The 18,347-nt window shown below is 44.6% G+C and carries 14 protein-coding genes; 4 read left to right on the plus strand and 10 right to left on the minus strand.

Annotation, left to right across the window (positions count from 1 at the left end; all coding sequences use genetic code 11):
• The first annotated feature begins 61 nt into the window (after positions 1-61).
• Positions 62-1,489 carry an L-serine ammonia-lyase gene (locus IDJ76_RS12875; RefSeq protein ID WP_191163742.1) on the plus strand — a complete coding sequence of 476 codons (1,428 nt, stop codon included), beginning with the start codon at positions 62-64 and terminating at the stop codon, positions 1,487-1,489.
• A gap of 1 nt (position 1,490) precedes the next feature.
• Here IDJ76_RS12875 and IDJ76_RS12880 read toward each other — a convergent pair whose 3' ends face one another.
• The 9 genes from IDJ76_RS12880 to mutL all read right to left on the minus strand — a co-directional run bounded on the left by IDJ76_RS12880 (position 1,491) and on the right by mutL (position 12,105).
• A complete protein-coding gene (locus IDJ76_RS12880) occupies positions 1,491-2,426 on the minus strand; it encodes a hypothetical protein (RefSeq protein ID WP_191163743.1) in 936 nt (311 codons plus the stop codon).
• A gap of 1 nt (position 2,427) precedes the next feature.
• The gene (locus IDJ76_RS12885; RefSeq protein WP_191163744.1) at positions 2,428-3,888 is read right to left on the minus strand and encodes an MBOAT family O-acyltransferase; all 1,461 of its coding nucleotides are present in this window, start codon (positions 3,886-3,888) and stop codon (positions 2,428-2,430) included.
• Between the two features lie 215 nt (positions 3,889-4,103).
• Positions 4,104-4,985, minus strand: coding sequence for a nuclear transport factor 2 family protein (locus tag IDJ76_RS12890; protein ID WP_191163745.1), 882 nt, complete (start codon positions 4,983-4,985; stop codon positions 4,104-4,106).
• Between the two features lie 85 nt (positions 4,986-5,070).
• Entirely contained in the window at positions 5,071-6,561 is a 1,491-nt protein-coding gene (cysS, locus tag IDJ76_RS12895) for a cysteine--tRNA ligase (protein ID WP_191163746.1), read from the minus strand.
• A gap of 65 nt (positions 6,562-6,626) precedes the next feature.
• On the minus strand, positions 6,627-7,469 hold the full coding sequence (locus IDJ76_RS12900; protein ID WP_191163747.1) for an NAD-dependent epimerase/dehydratase family protein: 843 nt from the start codon (positions 7,467-7,469) through the stop codon (positions 6,627-6,629).
• Between the two features lie 9 nt (positions 7,470-7,478).
• Complete coding sequence (locus IDJ76_RS12905; RefSeq protein WP_191163748.1) at positions 7,479-8,588, minus strand: endonuclease/exonuclease/phosphatase family protein; 1,110 nt, start codon at positions 8,586-8,588, stop codon at positions 7,479-7,481.
• On the minus strand, positions 8,578-9,462 hold the full coding sequence (locus IDJ76_RS12910; protein ID WP_191163749.1) for a rhomboid family intramembrane serine protease: 885 nt from the start codon (positions 9,460-9,462) through the stop codon (positions 8,578-8,580). Before IDJ76_RS12910 ends, IDJ76_RS12905 begins: the two co-directional genes overlap by 11 nt.
• A 37-nt stretch (positions 9,463-9,499) precedes the next feature.
• Positions 9,500-10,213, minus strand: a complete 714-nt coding sequence (locus tag IDJ76_RS12915) for a rhomboid family intramembrane serine protease (protein ID WP_191163750.1) — start codon at positions 10,211-10,213, stop codon at positions 9,500-9,502.
• A 35-nt stretch (positions 10,214-10,248) separates the two neighbouring features.
• Entirely contained in the window at positions 10,249-12,105 is a 1,857-nt protein-coding gene (gene mutL, locus IDJ76_RS12920) for a DNA mismatch repair endonuclease MutL (RefSeq protein ID WP_191163751.1), read from the minus strand.
• Between the two features lie 140 nt (positions 12,106-12,245).
• Here mutL and IDJ76_RS12925 point away from each other — a divergent pair, with 140 nt between their 5' ends.
• Both IDJ76_RS12925 and IDJ76_RS12930 read left to right on the plus strand, forming a co-directional pair.
• Complete coding sequence (locus tag IDJ76_RS12925; protein WP_191163752.1) at positions 12,246-13,880, plus strand: amidohydrolase; 1,635 nt, start codon at positions 12,246-12,248, stop codon at positions 13,878-13,880.
• On the plus strand, positions 13,867-15,684 hold the full coding sequence (locus tag IDJ76_RS12930) for a serine hydrolase domain-containing protein (RefSeq protein ID WP_191163753.1): 1,818 nt from the start codon (positions 13,867-13,869) through the stop codon (positions 15,682-15,684). Before IDJ76_RS12925 ends, IDJ76_RS12930 begins: the two co-directional genes overlap by 14 nt.
• Positions 15,685-16,088: 404 nt before the next feature.
• Here IDJ76_RS12930 and serS read toward each other — a convergent pair whose 3' ends face one another.
• Positions 16,089-17,360, minus strand: coding sequence for a serine--tRNA ligase (gene serS / locus IDJ76_RS12935; RefSeq protein WP_191163754.1), 1,272 nt, complete (start codon positions 17,358-17,360; stop codon positions 16,089-16,091).
• 124 nt (positions 17,361-17,484) lie between these two features.
• On the opposite strand from serS, the gene rsmI reads away from it, so the two are divergent.
• Complete coding sequence (gene rsmI / locus IDJ76_RS12940) at positions 17,485-18,222, plus strand: 16S rRNA (cytidine(1402)-2'-O)-methyltransferase (RefSeq protein WP_191163755.1); 738 nt, start codon at positions 17,485-17,487, stop codon at positions 18,220-18,222.
• The last annotated feature ends 125 nt before the right edge of the window (positions 18,223-18,347 follow it).

Consider the following 18,347-nt stretch of genomic DNA (forward strand, 5'->3'; position numbering starts at 1 on the left):
CGCTCCGCACTTCCGTCCCGATTACAAACACAATACAAAATACTATCCGTAATTTTAACCCATGCAACGAGAGCAAATTTCGGTATTTGATATGTTTAAGATAGGCATTGGGCCGTCAAGTTCGCATACACTTGGCCCCTGGCGCGCCGCACAACAATTTGTGGAGCTATTACAACAGAAACAAGTACTGGATTTGGTAGTCGGGATAAAAGTCCTGCTGTATGGTTCGCTGGCCAAAACCGGTAGGGGGCACGGTACCGACATCGCCATATTGCTTGGCCTGAGCGGCGATGACCCGGTAACTTTTGAGGTTGACCGCATAGACACTAAAATAACGCAAATCACTCAAGATCATAAGCTGCTGTTAGGCGGTATAAAACCCATCAGCTTTTTCTTTGATGATGATATGCTGTTCCTGTTTACAGAGAGCCTTCCTTTCCACCCCAATGCGGTAACATTCCAGGCTTTTTTAAGTAATGAAACTGCGGTATCGGGCACCTTTTACTCAATAGGCGGAGGCTTTGTCGTTAAAGAGGGCGAACAAACCCAGCACAAATTAGAGGTTGACCTTCCCTTCCCGGTTGAAACCGCTGGCGATCTGCTGCACTGGTGCCGCAAAACCGGCCTCAAGATCTCTGAAGTGGTGACAGAAAATGAATTGGCCTGGCGCAGCGAACAGCAAACCCGCGATGGGGTAATGAATATCTTTAAGGTAATGCAAGAGTGCATGTACCGCGGTTGCCACACCGCCGGCAGCCTGCCGGGAGGATTAAATGTAGCCCGCAGGGCTTGCGCGCTAAATAAGCGGTTATTAAAGGGCCATACTTATACCAATTATATAGAGTGGGTTTTGGCCATGCGCCAAACGGGTAACAGCTTTCAAAATATATTAGATTGGGTAAGTTGCTTTGCCTTGGCCGTTAACGAAGAGAATGCATCGTTTGGGCGTGTGGTTACCGCACCTACCAATGGTGCCGCGGGTGTGATCCCGGCGGTGCTGCAATATTTTATCAGCTTTTGTGACGGGTTAGACGATCAAAAGATTATCCAGTTTTTGTTCACAGCATCTGAAGTGGGCAGCATATTTAAAAAAGGAGCTACCATCTCTGCCGCGATGGGTGGCTGCCAGGCCGAAATAGGTGTATCATCAGCAATGGCTGCGGCAGCCCTCACAGAAGTTTTAGGCGGAAGCCAGCGCCAAGTATTGATGGCGGCAGAAATAGCCATGGAGCATCACTTAGGCATGACCTGCGACCCGATTGGTGGCCTGGTACAGGTGCCCTGCATTGAACGGAACACCATGGGCGCCATCAAGGCTATCACAGCAAGTCAGCTGGCCTTACAAAGCAACCCCGATAAGGCTAAAGTAAGTTTAGATGCCGTGGTAAAAACCATGTGGCAAACCGCGCAGGATATGAATTCCAAATACAAGGAGACTTCAGACGGCGGCCTGGCGATCAACATCCCTATAAGCCTTCCGGAGTGTTAGGCTATTTTAACTTTTCTTTCTTAAGCAGTGCAATAACCTTATCCGTACGCAGCTCGCGCCCAGAGGGTAAAAGGTGATATTCCGTATCATAAAATACGCTATCCGGAAAAATGGCATCCGATGGTTTAATTAGGATCTTTATCTTCAGTTCGCGGTCAAACTCATCAGCGTAGGCGTTAATAGGTTTCAGCGATTTCTTATAGAGTGATTGCGGGAAGCCGGGGTACAGGAAAAATACCTTTATGTGGTTCTTATCGGCATAATCCTTAAAACTATTTAGGTTTTTTATGCCGGCATATGGCCGGTAGTTAAGTTTCACTTTAGTAAAAAAGTCTTTTGAAGGGTTTGTAAAGTTGCGTACCACATCTCCGTATTGGTTAAAAGAACTGCGCGAGTACACTACATTGGTAGGGAAACCCTTTTGCGGCCTGTGCAACAAATGTGCAAGGGTAACCGCGAAGTTTTTCTGAAGGTCTTCAATAAAAAAATCGGTAATAAATTGCTCCAGGCCGGTCTTAAAATAGGTACCTGCCTGTGGGAAGATCCTTTGCGCTTCCTTTTTTAACGTATGGGCACCGTCAACGCTCAATTCATATTCAGGAGACACGATCACGATATCTGACGGGCGTGCTACGGCCTTTGCTTCATTAAGCATAAAATCTAAACCCAAGCTACCCAGTAATCCAAGGTTTACTACCGGGATGCCTAAACTATCGGCAATGCGTTTGCTGTTAATACCAAATGCCACGTTTGAACCGCCGCAGAAAAGTATGCGTGGCAATTTGATTTTAGCTGCATAAGCGTGTTTATCAACTATTGCACCTATGTAACCATCATTGCCCTTCGCACCGGTGGGGTAGTAGTTACGGTTACAGATGTAAACTACAGCGACTACCAGTACAGTAAATACACTTAAAGTGGCGATAAACTTTTTCATATTAAAACTGGAAATAAACAAATTGCTGCTGTATCCCGCAGAAATAAAATATGGCAATTACTAAAGTCAGGTAAAACGTCCATCGTAATGGTTTTGGCCATTTAAGCCCCGTTTTGGCAATGGCAAATAATTGTTCGCGGCCTGCCCATTCCATTAATATAAATATTACGGTAAGCGCTATGATTGTTACCGGGTTGCTTGATCCGCCGCTCAACGAAGCACCAGTAGGAATAGTGAGTATCGACCTTGAGAAGATCCCCCGGATGTAATTTAAAGCTGCGCCTATACTCTCGGAGCGAAAAAAGATCCAAGCAAAAGCAGTTAAACCAAATGTAAAGATGATCTGAAAGAATTCTTTAATTGAAATGAATCGTCCGTCTTTTGCCACAACATCTATATGCGTACGGTTACGTTTGGACAATAATAACGGGATAAAATAAATTGCGTTTAAGGCCCCCCAGGCAAGGAAAGTCCAATTAGCCCCATGCCACAAGCCGCTCACTAAAAATATGATGAATGTATTGCGAATACGGCTCCAGGTATTGCCACGGCTACCGCCTAAGGGAATGTACAAATAATCTTTAAACCACGATGATAGAGAGATATGCCACCGGCGCCAAAATTCAGCAATATCGCGCGAAAAGTAGGGGTAAGCAAAGTTACGCAATAACTCTATCCCGAATAACCGGGCTACCCCCAAGGCAATGTCAGAATAGCCGGAGAAATCACAGTAGATTTGAAAGGTAAAGAACAACGCGCCTAATACCAGAGTGCTGCCGGGGTAATGCGCAGGGTTATTAAATATCATATTGGCAAACTCGGCACAATTATCGGCTATCACTATCTTTTTAAACAGGCCCCAAAGTATTTGCTTCAACCCGTCAACCGCTTTGTCGTAGTCAAAGATCCTTTTTTGCTGAATTTGCGGCAATAAGTGAGTGGCGCGTTCAATTGGCCCCGCCACCAGTAACGGGAAAAAGCTCACGAAGACAGAGTATTCCACAAAGCTTTTGCAAGGGGTTATCCGTTTGCGGTAAATGTCGAAAACGTAACTTAAGCCGTGAAAAGTATAAAAGGATATGCCCACCGGCAAGACGATATTGAGCGTAGTAAAGCTCGCCCTAAATCCAAAGTGTGACAACAAATCGGTAAATGACCCGGCAAAAAAATTGTAATATTTAAACACACCTAAAAAGCCCAGGTTTACACCAACACTTAACCATAGCCAAAATTTCTTACCTGCTTGCCGCTTTGCGGAGTGTATTTTATGACCGGTATAAAAATCTAAAAAGATTGAAAAGATGAGCAGGAAAAGAAAGCGATAATCCCAGCAAGCATAAAAAAAGTAGCTGGCTACCAGCAACAGTATATTTTGGAAGGTTAAATTCCTATTGGTTACGAACCAATAAAGCAAAAAAACTACCGGTATAAACAACGCAAAGTTTAAGGAATTGAATAGCATAAAGCTGGTTGCCCGGGTTACTAAAAGTTACTCCGGCTAATATCTATAAACCCTGCCAATTGCCGAAATGATTTTATGCAAGGGCAAAAACAATCTATTGAGAGGATAGCTCTAATGAAGAATTGTTTGTTTTAACGAATTAAGTTGATGGCATTAACCATGTAACAGAGAAGGCCGCAATTTGCGGCCTTCTCTGTTATCGAATTATTTGTTATTTAGTTCTCTACTGTAGAGAACATCTCTAACAGGATATTCCATTTATGGCTGGCATCAATTTCCCAGATGCGCACGTAGTTATAGTTATTAACAATGTTACCCTTTTTGATACGGGCCTTGCCATAGCTGTAAGCCAGATCATTACTGGTAGAACGGCCGGCATCCAAAGTTTGTGACGAAATACTGATCCCTTCGTTAGCTATAAATTTCAAAATCTTGTCCGGAGATGTTATCGGTTCAAATCCAGGGAAAAAATAGCGAGCCTCGGGGCTTAAAAACTCTTTGTAAGCTGCTAATGATGAAAGCTCTAAAGAATGATTCATGATATTATCATTATCAAGGATCAGCTTTTTGCCGTTAAACAACTCTTTACTTGCCGCCTTTTGCTTGCTTAAATCAGCTTCCTTAAAATCAACCGCCATTTCCTTTTCAGGTTCCGGGTGCTGGATACCCAGGTTGATAAGCAATTTAAATTTGTTTTCAGAAGCGTCCATCCGCCAAACAGAAAGGTAATCGCCGTACACCTTATCGTCTTCGGTTTTACCATTTTGATAAACGTACGGGCCGGCTGTAAAACCAAGATCGCCATTGGCAGATATACGGGCAATTTTAGGCTGTGATGTTAGCTTACCGGGTTGTTTATCTATCGAGCCGTAAAATTCAGCTATTTTAATAGCCTGTGGTTTAAACACAACCCCTTCAATATCGGCAACCGATAAAAATCCGTTCTTTATGCCTTTGCGTTCTACTACTTTATTAAAATCCTCTTCGGCAGTAACTACTTTGCCAACGGTAACCGCAACAGGTGCCACAGTTTGTGAAAATACTGTATTGGTGATACCGGCAGATAGGATAGCTGCGGCTACTATTAATTTTTTCATATCGATGTAATAGATGTAGCGGGCATTTGTATATTTTTTTTGGTAAAACGGGCATGCCCCAAGCCCCCTTTTATTGTTGTTTGTATTATATTTTGACCCAGTCGGTTGTTCCCTGTTTATTATCATTTAACTGGAAACCCGCCTGTTTAAGCCCTTCGCGGATCTTGTCTGACGTGGCGTAATCCTTATTGATCTTTGCCTCGTTGCGTAATTTAACAATCAGCTCCATTAATTGGCCGGTGTCGCCGCTCTCGGCATCATCCAATTTAAGGCCCAAAACATCAAAGAAGAAATCGTTGTAGGTTTTCTTCATCCTTGCAAACGTGTCGGCCGATATCTCGCCCGAATTACGCGTTCCCGCCGCGAATGAATTTACCCACTTAGATAAATTGCTCAAAGCCTCTAACGTTTTTGGCGAATTAAAATTGTCGTTCATGCCGCGATAGCAATCTTCACAAAATTCATTAATGGCCGTTTCGGTCTCCGCATCAACAGCTACAAGCGCATTTTGTTCTAATACCGCCAATTTCCTGGCAGATTCTGATAGCTTTTTGTAGAATATTTCGGCAGCCTCGATAGCCTCATTACTAAAATCTACAGTACTGCGGTAGCTGGCCTGCATAAAAAAGAAACGTACCACCATTGGGCTGTAACCTTTTTTTAATAACGGGTGCGTGCCTAAAAATAATTCGTGCGGTAAAAAGCTGTTGCCTAATGATTTTGACATTTTTTGGCCGTTGGTGGTCAGCATATTGGTATGCAACCAGTACGATGCCGGGTTTTTACCGCAGCAGGCCACGTTTTGAGCAATCTCATTAGTATGGTGCGTTGGCATCAGGTCGATACCGCCGCCATGAATATCAAACTGCTGGCCCAGGTATTTATTACTCATGGCCGAGCACTCTAAATGCCAGCCCGGGAAACCTACTCCCCACGGCGACGGCCATTTCATTAAATGCTCAGGCTTGGCCTTTATCCAAAGGGCAAAATCAAGTTTGCCATGTTTCTCGTTTTGGCCGCCCAGGGTGCGGGTATTGTTCAGCATATCCTCCAGCTTGCGGCCGTTGAGTATACCGTAGTCCTGAGTTTGGTTATATTTTTCAACATCAAAGTAAACAGATCCGTTCTCTTCATAGGCATAGCCTTGCGCCAGTATGTCTTTTACCAGTTCTATCTGCTCAATAATATGCCCGGTAGCTGTTGGCTCGATACTTGGCGGCAGCGCGTTAAAGATCTGCATCACGTTATGAAAATCAACCGTGTACTTCTGTACAATTTCCATAGGCTCCAACTGGGCTATTTTGGCCTTTTTAGATACCTTGTCCTCGCCCTCATCTGCATCGCCCTCCAGGTGGCCGGCATCGGTAATATTACGCACATAGCGTACCTTATAGCCCAAATGTAAAAGGTAACGGAATATCAGGTCGAAAGAAATAAAGGTGCGGCAATTACCTAAGTGAACGTCGCTATATACGGTAGGGCCGCAAACATACATTCCCACATGCGGGGCATTCAGCGGCTTAAACTCCTCTTTTTTACGTGTTAAAGTGTTGTAAACAAATAATTTTTGTTCCATGAGCGCAAACTTACAATTTTTTTGATTTGAACCTGACAGGATTATTAATGGCTACGTTTGGGTGACTATTGATGCAACAAATAGCCGAAGGTGTATTCCGGCTGATAGCCCAAACATCGTTTCGCCTTATCGCAAACGTAAACCCTGTCAATACTGCCCGGGAATTCCCAACCTTTTGCCCGGTATATCTCCTCTGCTTCGGGGTAATGGTTAAGGATAACTTCCTTTGGCGAGTGCTTAATAGATACAAGTTCATGCTGCCCAAACGGCGACCCGCTGGATATGTTGAATACTTCGAAATCCGCGAATGTTACCCCTAATGCTAATCGTAATGCTTCGGCCCCGTCGCGCTCATCCAGCCCGCGGTAAAGGCGGTGGTTAATCCGCAGGTTATCAGCTTCGGGCAAAAAACGGCCCACCCGGTAGACAGATGTTTGCAGCCCTTCCTTGTAAAAGAAATCCTTGCATAACTGCTCGGCGGTTTGCTTGCTGATGTCATAAATATCGCGCGGCTGTTCAATTAAGGTTTCATCCACCCAAACGGCTTTGTCGGCATCAACCATGGCGCTGCCATAAATGGATGTAGTGCTGGTGTACAAAAACCGGTTGATCTTATTCTTGACACAGGCATTAAGCAGGTTAAGCGTACCGCCGATGTTGGTTTCGATAAAGGTTTCACGCGGGTAATTCAATTCATAATGCTTGCCGTGAATAGCCGCGGTATGGATAATGGCATCAAAACCTTCGGTTGATTCCTCGATAGCAGCCCTATCCTTTATATCCAGTATTTGGTCGGTTGTTGCCGCCGGGATAAGATCCACACCAAAAACCGTATGCCCATGCTGCCTCAAAAGTTTTACAGTGGCTTTGCCCAACTGCCCGGATGATCCTGTTACCCAAACTTTCATTCTATAAAACTAATTTAAAACCAGTTCGGTTTTTAGGGGATAGTGATCGGATAGTTTCTTTTCGATGATCCGGTAATCATTCACCTTTATCTGCGGACTAACCATTACAAAATCTATCTGATAGTTGGGGAAATCGCCGTTATAGGTACGGCCTAATCCCGCCCCCTTTTCACGAAACGCATTCTTCATGCCCTTTGCCATTTGCGTTACCGCGAAGGATGCCGGAGTATCATTAAAATCGCCCGATATAGTGTAGGGGTATGGGCAGGTTTTAGCGTGATTTTTTACGATGAATACTTGCTCGGCCCTTTTGATAAAGGCGTTTTTTAATTTACTGCCCAGGCGTTTGGTTGCGTTCATGTCTGTAGGGCCTTTTTTTGATACATCGCCCAGGTATTTGTAATCTTCGGGCTCAAAATGGATAGATTGCAGGTGCACGCTGTACATTCTGAACTTTGACCCATTCTTTTCTACATCAACATAAATGCACTGGTTCCCGCTGCCGCTGTTGAATTTAACCCAGCCGTGACCGATAATTTTGTATTTAGAGAAAATAGCCATACCTGAAGATTCATCAGGCACTGCATCAAAGGGCTCATAATAATACTCATTACTGTTCATAATCCTTTTTACAGAATCTATCATGTTATACTGCCCACGCCTGCGCGTATAAAACTCCTGCATCCCAATAATGTCGGGGTTTTGATCTTTGATCAGCTCCAAAAAATCGTGCTTAGTAGCCAGCGTATTGTTTAACCCATACACTTTAAAACTATGTACGTTATAAGTCATTAAGGTAAGCGTATTTTTATTAGCGGTATTGTCGCTGTCGGCAGGTAGCCGCATGCCGATATTGCTGGCTAATACGTTGTAGCCAACGGCTATAGTAATGATAGATAACAGCGCATACAAGCTCTTTCGCAACAGCCAGTAAACGGCCATGATGCCGCTAAATAACAGGAGCGGCGGGTAAGCCAGCCCGAAAAAAGCGATGAGCCAAAACTTACGTGGGTCTACATACCCTGCAATGTAACTGAGCAGCAGCGCCACACAAAGCATGACGTTGAAGTAAAGCAATAATTTCTCAAAAAAGTTTAATCCTTTTTTTTTAGCCCTCATTATTGTTGCTTGCTCTAAACAGTGTTTCCTTTTCCTGTTTACTCAGGCTATCATAACCCGAGCCTGAAATTTTATCTAAGATCCGGTCAATCTCGTCCTGTTGAGGTAACCCGCTTGACCTTTTAGGTGCCGCAGGATTGGCAACTACCTTAAGTTTAGGTTTTGACCGGATAAACAATTTACTAATAGCCAATATAAAATCGTTGCCGCGCTGCATTTGTTTAATGTAGATAAAACCCATCAGCGCGCCGCCCAAATGAGCAATTTCGCCACCGGCATTGGCACCTGCAATACCAAAAAAATCTATCACGATGTAAAATAGAGCTATCCATTTTAACTTAACCGGGCCGATCAGGATTAGAGAGATAGTGTAATCGGGTAGTAAGGTTGCCGTGGCAATAATCACTGCCATAACACTTGCCGATGCACCAACAATAGTACTGGTTGCCGCAGCGTTTACATTGGTAAAGGCAGGCAAAAGATTGTAGCACGCAACAAATAATAAACCGCCTGCAAGGCCGCCAAAAAGGTATAAACCAATGGTGCGTTTATTACCAAGATATTCTTCAAAGATCTTCCCCATCCAATAAAGCCAAAGCATATTAAACAGGATATGGAAAATACCGGCATGCATAAACATGTAGGTAATAGGTGTCCAGAAACGAGTGAGTAGCTTTGGCAAGCTTGCCGGCAACAGAAGGTACTCATTTGTTAAATTTAATATTGCACTGTTACCAAAGCCGCTAAAAAGCTGCTCGACAATTGCGGTAACGTTTATCAATAAAAAAATAGCCACATTGATGCCTATCAGCAAGGTGATTTTACTGCCCGACTGCTGGATCTTATATTGTATGTTTTGCCAAAGGGTACTCATTTCACACCGAAGATATTAGATCAATAACTGATATTCATTAATATAAATTGTCGGGCTTTTGCACCTTCCACAGCTTTATTAACAAGAAGCCGAAGAGCGCCCCGCCCAAATGCGCAAAGTGCGCAACAGAATCGCCCGAAAAGCGGCCAATGCCTGAGAATAATTCTATCGCAATGTAACCGATCACTACGTATTTTGCCTTAATAGGTACTGGGATGAACATAATCATCATCTCCAGGTTGGGGAACAGCATGGCAAAGCCCACCAATATCCCGAATATGGCACCCGAGGCACCCAGCATCGGGAAGTTATAAAAGCCATATAATGCCTGCGCATTTTCCTGCCCGCCGTAATTAAAGTACGATGATTCAATTTCGGGATGAGGTACCGAAAATGAACCGGCAATAGCATGGATCTGGATAGCCTGCACTACCATGTACAATACAAACGCACCTATGCCTGTAATAAAGTAGTAGTTAAAAAAGCGTTTAGACCCCAGGGTGTACTCCAGCATGGGCCCGAATGAAAACAGTGCAAACATGTTAAAGAAAATGTGTGCAAACCCGCCGTGCATAAACATGTAGGTAATAATTTGCCACGGCCTGAATAATGGCGACAGCGGGTAATATGCTGCCAGGATCTTGGTAAGATCGATATATTGCCCTAACGCGTATGTAGCGATAAAAAAGATGATATTAATAATGAGCAGGTTTTTTGTTACCGGCGGTACATTGGCAAATGGTGATTGCATTTTTTAATTCTGTATAATATGTTTAAGCTATAAAGCTATTTTTCAAATCGTTCGGCTAATTCGGCCAGGGTAAAGGTACTAATTACAGGCTTGCCATTTAGTGCAAGGTTTGGCATCTGGCAGGCAAAAAGTTGGTCGACCAGTTGGTTCATTTCTTCCATCGATAATTTTACCCCTGTTTTAATAGCCGCATTGCGCGCCAGTGAGCGGGCAAGGTTATCGCGTTTATCTAACTTTAAAATAGCCAGGTTGTTTTTAAATCCTTCTAACAATTGCTCCAATAATTCGTGCTCGTTGGCATTGTTAATGTCTGCCGGTATACCCTCAACTACCACCGTGTTTTTACCAAACTCGCGGATGTCAAAACCCAGGCCGCGAATGTCGGGCAGCAACTCCCTCAATAACTCAAAATCGGCGCTGTTTAGTGTTACCGATTGCGGAAATAAGCTTTGTTGACTGGTACCGGAGTGATTTTGCAATTGTTGCAAAAATCGCTCGTACAAAATACGCTCATGCGCCGCCTGCTGACTGATCAGCATGAAGCCCGATTTGATCTGCGACATGATGAAGCGGTTATGTACCTGGAAAAACTGCTTCTCGCTGCTTTTGGTGATCTCCTGCTCCTCCACCGCGGGCATGCTTTGCTGCGGGTGCATTTCATGCTGCAATGTATCTTCGCGCTTGCTTATCTCATACAAGGTATCCCAGTTACGCGGGATAGCCTCGCGATAATTATTATTATCCCTTAAATAGGGGATCTCCCTGTCGGCCTTTTTCTCTGCAGCAAAGGGGTTAAAATCAGGGTTAAAGGCTATAGATGGTTGAATGATTTCATCAAACGGTTTGGGTGTAATGAGGTGTCCGATGCTGTTCTCCTGGTCAAAATCAAGCGTGGGCGTAATATTATACTTACCCAATGAGCGTTTTACCGCCGAGCGGATAATGGCGTAGATCGATTTCTCGTCCTGGTATTTGATCTCTGTTTTGGTAGGGTGTACATTGATATCTATCTTGGCCGGGTCGATATCGATAAATAAAACATACAGCGGGTACGTTTCATCAGGCAATAACTCCTGGAAAGCCGTTAGCACCGCATGGTTCAGGTAAGCATCTTTTATAAAACGATTATTCACAAAAAAGAACTGCTCGCCGCGGGTTTTACGGGCAAACTCCGGCTTGCCTACAAAGCCGCGCAGGTTAATAATGGTAGTTTCCTCCTCAACGGGAACCAACCGCTGGTTATAGTTATTGCCAAACAGGTGCACGATGCGCTGTTTCATGGCCGATGAAGGCAAATGATAAACCTCCTGGCCATCGTGATGCATTGTTAAAAAAACCTGAGGGTTGGCCAGTGCCACCCGCTGAAACTCGTCGATAATGTGGCGCATCTCTACCGGGTTACTTTTTAAAAAGTTACGGCGGGCGGGTGTGTTACAAAAAAGGTTTTTGATGGATATGGAGGTACCCGTATTAGCCGAGCACGCTTCCTGTTTGACCACTTCGCTGCCCTCTATACAAATGCAGGTGCCCAGTTCATCTTCGTGGCGGCGGGTTTTCAATTCCACCTGGGCAATTGCAGCAATAGAAGCCATCGCCTCGCCCCTGAAACCCATCGTACGGATCGCAAAAAGATCATCTGCCTTGCGGATTTTTGAAGTAGCATGGCGCTCAAAACACATGCGCGCGTCGGTAACGCTCATTCCGCAACCGTTGTCAATTACCTGGATCAATGATTTCCCTGCATCTTTTAAAATCAGCTGGATCTTATCGGCACCGGCATCTATCGCGTTCTCTATCAATTCCTTTACTGCGGATGCAGGCCGCTGTACCACCTCGCCTGCGGCTATCTGGTTGGCTACTGCATCGGGTAAAAGATGAATTATATCTGGCATTAAAATTATTTCCCTTCTTCGCCTCACGGGCGGTTTTCTTTTCGATGCTAAATTAATTATTTGATTGCATAACTTTACCTTTAGATAGTTGTATATACTATTTACCCCGCATTATTTACACATCGCTGTTAAAAATAGATATGAAGAAACTTTGGCCCCTGCTGTTTTTACTGATAGCCGCCGCTTGCAAACAAAAAGAATACAATGCCGATCTGTTAGTTAAAAACGCCGTTGTGTACACTGTTGATAGTAATTTTACCACTGCGAATGCCTTTGTGGTAAGCAGCGGAAAAATTGTAGCAGTAGGCAAAGCCGATACGTTAGAACAAAAATATTTAGCACGCGAAGTTGTGGACGCAGGGGGTAAGGCCGTTTACCCCGGCTTTATAGATGCACATGCCCATTTTTATGAATACGGTTTAGGTTTGCAGGAAGTGAAGCTAACCGGCGCTAAAAGTTGGCAGGCCATTTTAGATACCGTGAGCAGCTACTCGCGCAAGCATACCGAAGGCTGGATCATCGGCAATGGCTGGGACCAAAACCAATGGGCCAATAAAAATTTCCCAAATAAAGCTAAACTCGATTCGCTGTTCCCGGTGCGCCCGGTAATTTTAAGCCGGATAGACGGGCATGCAGCCATCGCTAACCAGGCAGCTTTGAATATTGCCGGTGTTAAACCCGGCCAAACCATTATTGGCGGCACTATAGAAACCGTTAAAGGTAAATTAACGGGTATTTTGGTTGATAACGCGGTTGGTATTGTTACCCGCAAGATCCCATCACCTACCGAGCAGGTTACCCAGAATGCTTTATTGGATGCGCAACGCAACTGTTTTGCGGTAGGTTTAACTACCGTAGATGATTGCGGATTGCCCTACACAATGGTGAGCACCATAGCAGCCCTGCAACACAAAGGCGATCTGAAAATGCGTATGTATGTGATGCTTGCCGACCAGGAAGAAAATTACGACTATCTGTTTAAACGTGGTGCCTACAAAACGCCGGGCTTGAATGTAAGGGCATTTAAGGTTTATGCCGACGGTGCCTTAGGCTCGCGCGGCGCTTGTTTATTAAAGCCCTATGCAGACTCGGCTAAATGGAACGGCTTTTTATTAAGCAGCAAGGCCCATTTTGAAGAGGTAGCCAAAAAGATAGCCGCCAAAGGTTTCCAGATGTGTACCCATGCCATCGGCGACTCGGCTAACCGCGTGATCCTGAAAATTTATGCAGAGAACCTGAAAGGTAAGAATGATAAACGCTGGCGGATAGAACATGCGCAGGTAACAGCTCCCGAGGACCTGAAATATTTTGGCAATAACAATATCATCCCGTCTGTACAGCCTACACATGCTACATCAGATATGGCATGGGCGGTAAAACGATTGGGAGCAGCCCGTTTAAAAACTGGTTATGCCTACAAACAACTGATGCAGCAAAACGGCTGGTTACCGCTTGGGACAGATTTCCCGGTAGAAAATATAAACCCGATGTACACGTTTTATGCAGCTACTGAGCGTAAAGACCTGAAAGGCTCACCCGCCGGAGGTTTCCAGATGGAAAATGCATTAACTCGTGTAGAAGCGTTAAAAGGGATGACCACTTGGGCCGCAAAAGCCAACTTCGAAGAAAAGGAAAAAGGCAGTATAGAAGTGGGCAAATATGCCGATTTCATCATATTGGACAAAGATATCATGAAGGTAAACGGTAGCGAGCTGCCTAATGTTAAAGTAATAAAAACGTATATAAATGGTGTTAAGGTTTATGAAAAGAAATAGCAGGAATTTATACCTTCTCCTGTTATCGGGTATTGTTCTTTTTAATTCGGCATGTGCGCAGCAACCTCCCTTTACCGGGAAGGCCTATGTGCAGGAAGAGCGTTCGGTAGAGCAAGCGACCGTCTTATTAAACAATGAGAATAAGGTTGTGCCGCTGCAAAGTTTAGAAACCACTAAAGTAGCCAGTATCCGCTTCAGCAACCTTTACGCTACAGCTTTTGACAGCCTGCTTAACAAATACACCAGAGTACCATCTTTTAATGGCAATGATTACATGGGCGTAAAAAGCCTGGATATGCTGGCAATGGATACCAAGTTTTACAAAACCCTTGTGGTACAGGTAAACGATGTAGACCTAACCAACCCGCAGATCGTCAGCTTTATCAGCACCAATCAAAAGATGAAGAATATGGTGATTGCTTATTGGGGTAACGGTTCATCTTTAGCTAAATTAAACGATATCACCGCACCAATTATCTGGTCGGCACGGGTAACGCCTGTATCGGCGTTGTATGTTGCCCAGGTAGTATTCGGTGGGCAGCCTATCACCCAGCTATTAACCAAAACATTTACACCAAAATACAAAGCGGGCAGTGGTTTTATTACTGCTAAGATCCGCCTGGCTTATACCGTGCCGGAAGATGCAGGCATCAACGCTGATAATTTAAAAGCTATAGATGATATTGCCCGCGAAGCGATAAGTGAAAGGGCTACCCCTGGCTGCGTGGTGTTGGTTGCTAAAGATGGCAAGGTGATCTTCAATAAGGCCTACGGTTTTCATACTTATGATAACCTGCAGCCCGATAAGATCACAGATATTTTTGATGTGGCTTCCATGACCAAGGTTTCGGCTACAACTATGGAGGTAATGCAGCTATTCGATCAGGGTAAACTGAATCTGGATTCTACTGCGGGCACTTACCTGTCATCTACCCGCAAAACAAACAAAGCCGACCTGACTGTTCGCGAGATACTGGAACACCAGGCAGGCCTGATCCCCGATATCCAGACATTCGGCAAGATCAAACCGGCAGATCATATGGCCGATTCATCAGCCGCATATCCTACCAAAGTGAATAACCGTTATTTTTTAAGAAAGGGTTATTTTGAAGATGTGATGTGGCCCGATGTGTTAAGATCACCGGTTAAAACACGCGGGCAATATGTTTACAGCGATGTTGGCCTCATCATGACACAGCAGATTGTAGAAACGCTAACCGCAACACCGCTTAACGTAGCTGTACAAAAAGATTTTTATACCCCGCTGGGGATGCAAACTGCAGGCTTTTTGCCGCTATACCGCTTCCCGTTGGACCGGATCATCCCCACAGAGAATGACCAGACCGATCGCCACGACTTGTTAGACGGTTATGTGCACGACCCAACCGCAGCCCTGATGGGTGGCGTTGCAGGCCACGCAGGCCTATTTGCTACCGCTAACGATATTGCCATCTTATACCAAATGATGTTGAGCCGTGGTTTATACGGCGGTGTACAATACATTAAACCGGAAACGGTTGATCTGTTTACGGCCAAGCAATCGGCTGTTAGTCGCCGGGGGATAGGTTTTGACCGTTGGGACCCAATTGCCGACAGGCATTACCCGTCAAAACTGGCATCAGATCAAACTTACGGTCATACCGGTTATACGGGTACCTGTATCTGGGTAGACCCTAAGTACAATTTGGTATATGTATTTCTGTCTAACCGGGTAAACCCAACCGTAGGCAGCAAATTAGGCAGCCTCAACATCCGCCCGAGAATTCAGGATGCTATTTACGAAGCGATACAAAAGGGAATGTAATGATTAAATCCTTAGCTAATGTTAGCTTTGTACGCCTTTAACAAGGCGGTATATCCAAAGTAAACCGAACTAATGTAAAACAAAGAAAATACTAAGGAAAGCCATGCTTGTATCATTATAAAAGATGTTACGAGGGCTATTCCGCAAATTGCATTTAATATTAATGGATACAGCCATAATAATCGCTTATGCAGATATTTGTGAAAATTAAATTGGATAAAATAGATTATCGGACACACCAGTACCGCCAATATCATTAGTGCAAAACTAATATCCGCCCATCGCCATCGAATATTTTCATACTCGGTAATAAAATGAACAAGCGCAATAAAAGCAATTGATGGAATGAGGCTCAATCCAAATAATATCTCAGCCGTTTTAGAGAGTGGCAACTTTCTCATTAATTAATCTATCCACTCAAACTTAGTATAAGGCACTAAGCACTCCGGCATTTTAATCCCTTTATCGGTTTGATTATTTTCCAACAAAGTTGCTACTATACGAGGCAAAGCCAAAGCGCTGCCATTAAGCGTATGCGCTAATTGTGTTTTGCCCTCTGTATTGCGGAAACGCAGTTTTAAACGGTTGCTCTGGAAGGTTTCGAAGTTTGATACAGATGATACCTCTAACCAACGCCCTTGTGCGGCACTCCAGGTTTCCATATCATACGTAAGGGCACTGCCAAAACCCATATCGCCGCCGCAAAGGCGTAATACGCGGTAGGGTAGGCCAAGTTTCTGTAGCAGGCTTTGCACATGTGCGCTCATACCTTCCAATACTTCATAAGATGTATCCGGATGTACCACTTGTACTATCTCTACCTTGTCAAACTGGTGCAGTCGGTTCAGTCCGCGTACGTGTGCCCCATATGAACCTGCCTCGCGGCGAAAGCATGGCGTATGCCCACAATTTTTAACCGGCAGTTCATCCGCCTTTAAGATCACATCGCGATACATATTGGTAATAGGTACCTCTGCAGTAGGTATCAGGTAAAGATTATCTACGCCAACATAATACATTTGTCCTTCTTTATCCGGCAGCTGACTGGTGCCAAAACCCGAAGCTTCGTTCACCATCAATGGCACGCTCACTTCACTGTACCCTGCCTTTTCGGCCTCGTCAATGAAGAAATTTATGAGAGCGCGTTGCAATTTGGCACCCTTGTTTTTGTAAACAGGGAAACCGGCACCGGTTATTTTAACACCTAATTCAAAATCTATCAGATTATATTTAGCGGCCAGTTCCCAGTGCGGCAAAGCATTGGCAGGCAACTCGGGGATAGTACCGTTTTCCAGTACTACCTCATTTTCTTCGGGCGTTTTACCTTTAGGGACAGATGAATGCGGCAAGTTGGGCAATAAAACTAGTTTATCCTGCAATTCGGCTTCTAAAGCGGCTAATTGGTCGCCCAGTTGTTTGCTCTCTTCTTTCCATTTGCCGGTGTTGGCTTTTATGGTTTCTGCCTCATCCTTTTTACCGCTGCGCATCAGCTCGCCAATTTGTTTGGCAGCCGCGTTAGCCAGCGACGATACAGTATCCAGCTGATTTTGCGTTTGACGGCGTTTCTCGTCTAACCCAATCACTTCATCTACTAATTCGGCCTGTTTAAAATTTTTTACAGCCAAACGTTCTAAAACCTGTTCCCTGTTATCGCGGATATAACTAACTTGCAGCATTATTATAATTTTAGGCAAAGATATAAATAAGTCGATAGACCATAGTCCATAGTCCACAGATATTTGGCACTGCTCAAACGTCACATCACTATCGCCTATCGTCCGTAAACTGTGGACCAAACCCATGAACCCAACCCCAACCGGTAAACTATATTTAGTACCCACCCCAATTGGCAACCTGGAGGATATGACCTTCAGGGCTATCCGCGTCCTGAAGGAAGCCGACCTGATATTGGCCGAAGATACCCGCACATCTGCACCGATGCTGAAGCATTTCGATATCCAGAATAAGGTATTTGCACACCATCAGCATAACGAGCATCAAAGCAGTAACGAGATCATCAAGTTTTTGCTAATGGGGCAAAATATAGCGTTGATATCTGATGCGGGGACGCCTGCCATATCCGACCCTGGTTTTTTCCTGGTCCGCGAGGCGTTGAAATTTAACATTGCGGTAGAATGCCTGCCGGGTGCAACGGCTTTTGTACCTGCATTGGTCAACTCCGGTTTCCCTACGGATAAGTTTTGTTTTGAAGGATTTTTACCACTGAAGAAGGGCCGCCAAACCCGGTATAAATTCCTCGCTACGGAAGAACGCACGATTATACTTTACGAGTCGCCACACCGTTTATTGAAAACGCTGGACGAAATGGCCACATATTTTGGTGCCGACAGGCAGCTTTCGGTGTCGCGTGAGTTGACCAAAATGTTTGAAGAAACCATTCGCGGTACTGTAACAGAAGTTAAGGCTTATTTTGAAACGCATCCCCTAAAAGGCGAATTTGTAATGTGCGTTGCAGGTGCTGCCCCGGTTGAGAGTGATAAAAAGAAAAAGAAATATGATAATGAGGAGGAGGACTAAGACGTTGGCACAAATTATTCCATCGAGAGCGTCATTGCGAGGTACGAAGCAATCTCCGAACTTAGCATATCCGCTTTTCCTCTGAGATTGCCACATCGCTACGCTCCTCGCAATGACATAGTTGT

This window comes from Mucilaginibacter glaciei (genome assembly GCF_014773245.1).
Lineage (GTDB): Bacteria > Bacteroidota > Bacteroidia > Sphingobacteriales > Sphingobacteriaceae > Mucilaginibacter > Mucilaginibacter glaciei.

Coding starts and splice junctions, on each gene's coding strand:
- mutL (WP_191163751.1), bottom strand. CDS start 12,105: ATGCCAGATATAATTCATCTTTTACCCGATGCAGTAGCCAACCAGATA.
- rsmI (WP_191163755.1), top strand. CDS start 17,485: ATGAACCCAACCCCAACCGGTAAACTATATTTAGTACCCACCCCAATT.
- IDJ76_RS12930 (WP_191163753.1), top strand. CDS start 13,867: ATGAAAAGAAATAGCAGGAATTTATACCTTCTCCTGTTATCGGGTATT.
- IDJ76_RS12890 (WP_191163745.1), bottom strand. CDS start 4,985: ATGAAAAAATTAATAGTAGCCGCAGCTATCCTATCTGCCGGTATCACC.
- cysS (WP_191163746.1), bottom strand. CDS start 6,561: ATGGAACAAAAATTATTTGTTTACAACACTTTAACACGTAAAAAAGAG.
- IDJ76_RS12910 (WP_191163749.1), bottom strand. CDS start 9,462: ATGAGTACCCTTTGGCAAAACATACAATATAAGATCCAGCAGTCGGGC.
- IDJ76_RS12875 (WP_191163742.1), top strand. CDS start 62: ATGCAACGAGAGCAAATTTCGGTATTTGATATGTTTAAGATAGGCATT.
- IDJ76_RS12905 (WP_191163748.1), bottom strand. CDS start 8,588: ATGAGGGCTAAAAAAAAAGGATTAAACTTTTTTGAGAAATTATTGCTT.
- IDJ76_RS12885 (WP_191163744.1), bottom strand. CDS start 3,888: ATGCTATTCAATTCCTTAAACTTTGCGTTGTTTATACCGGTAGTTTTT.
- IDJ76_RS12915 (WP_191163750.1), bottom strand. CDS start 10,213: ATGCAATCACCATTTGCCAATGTACCGCCGGTAACAAAAAACCTGCTC.
- IDJ76_RS12900 (WP_191163747.1), bottom strand. CDS start 7,469: ATGAAAGTTTGGGTAACAGGATCATCCGGGCAGTTGGGCAAAGCCACT.
- serS (WP_191163754.1), bottom strand. CDS start 17,360: ATGCTGCAAGTTAGTTATATCCGCGATAACAGGGAACAGGTTTTAGAA.
- IDJ76_RS12925 (WP_191163752.1), top strand. CDS start 12,246: ATGAAGAAACTTTGGCCCCTGCTGTTTTTACTGATAGCCGCCGCTTGC.
- IDJ76_RS12880 (WP_191163743.1), bottom strand. CDS start 2,426: ATGAAAAAGTTTATCGCCACTTTAAGTGTATTTACTGTACTGGTAGTC.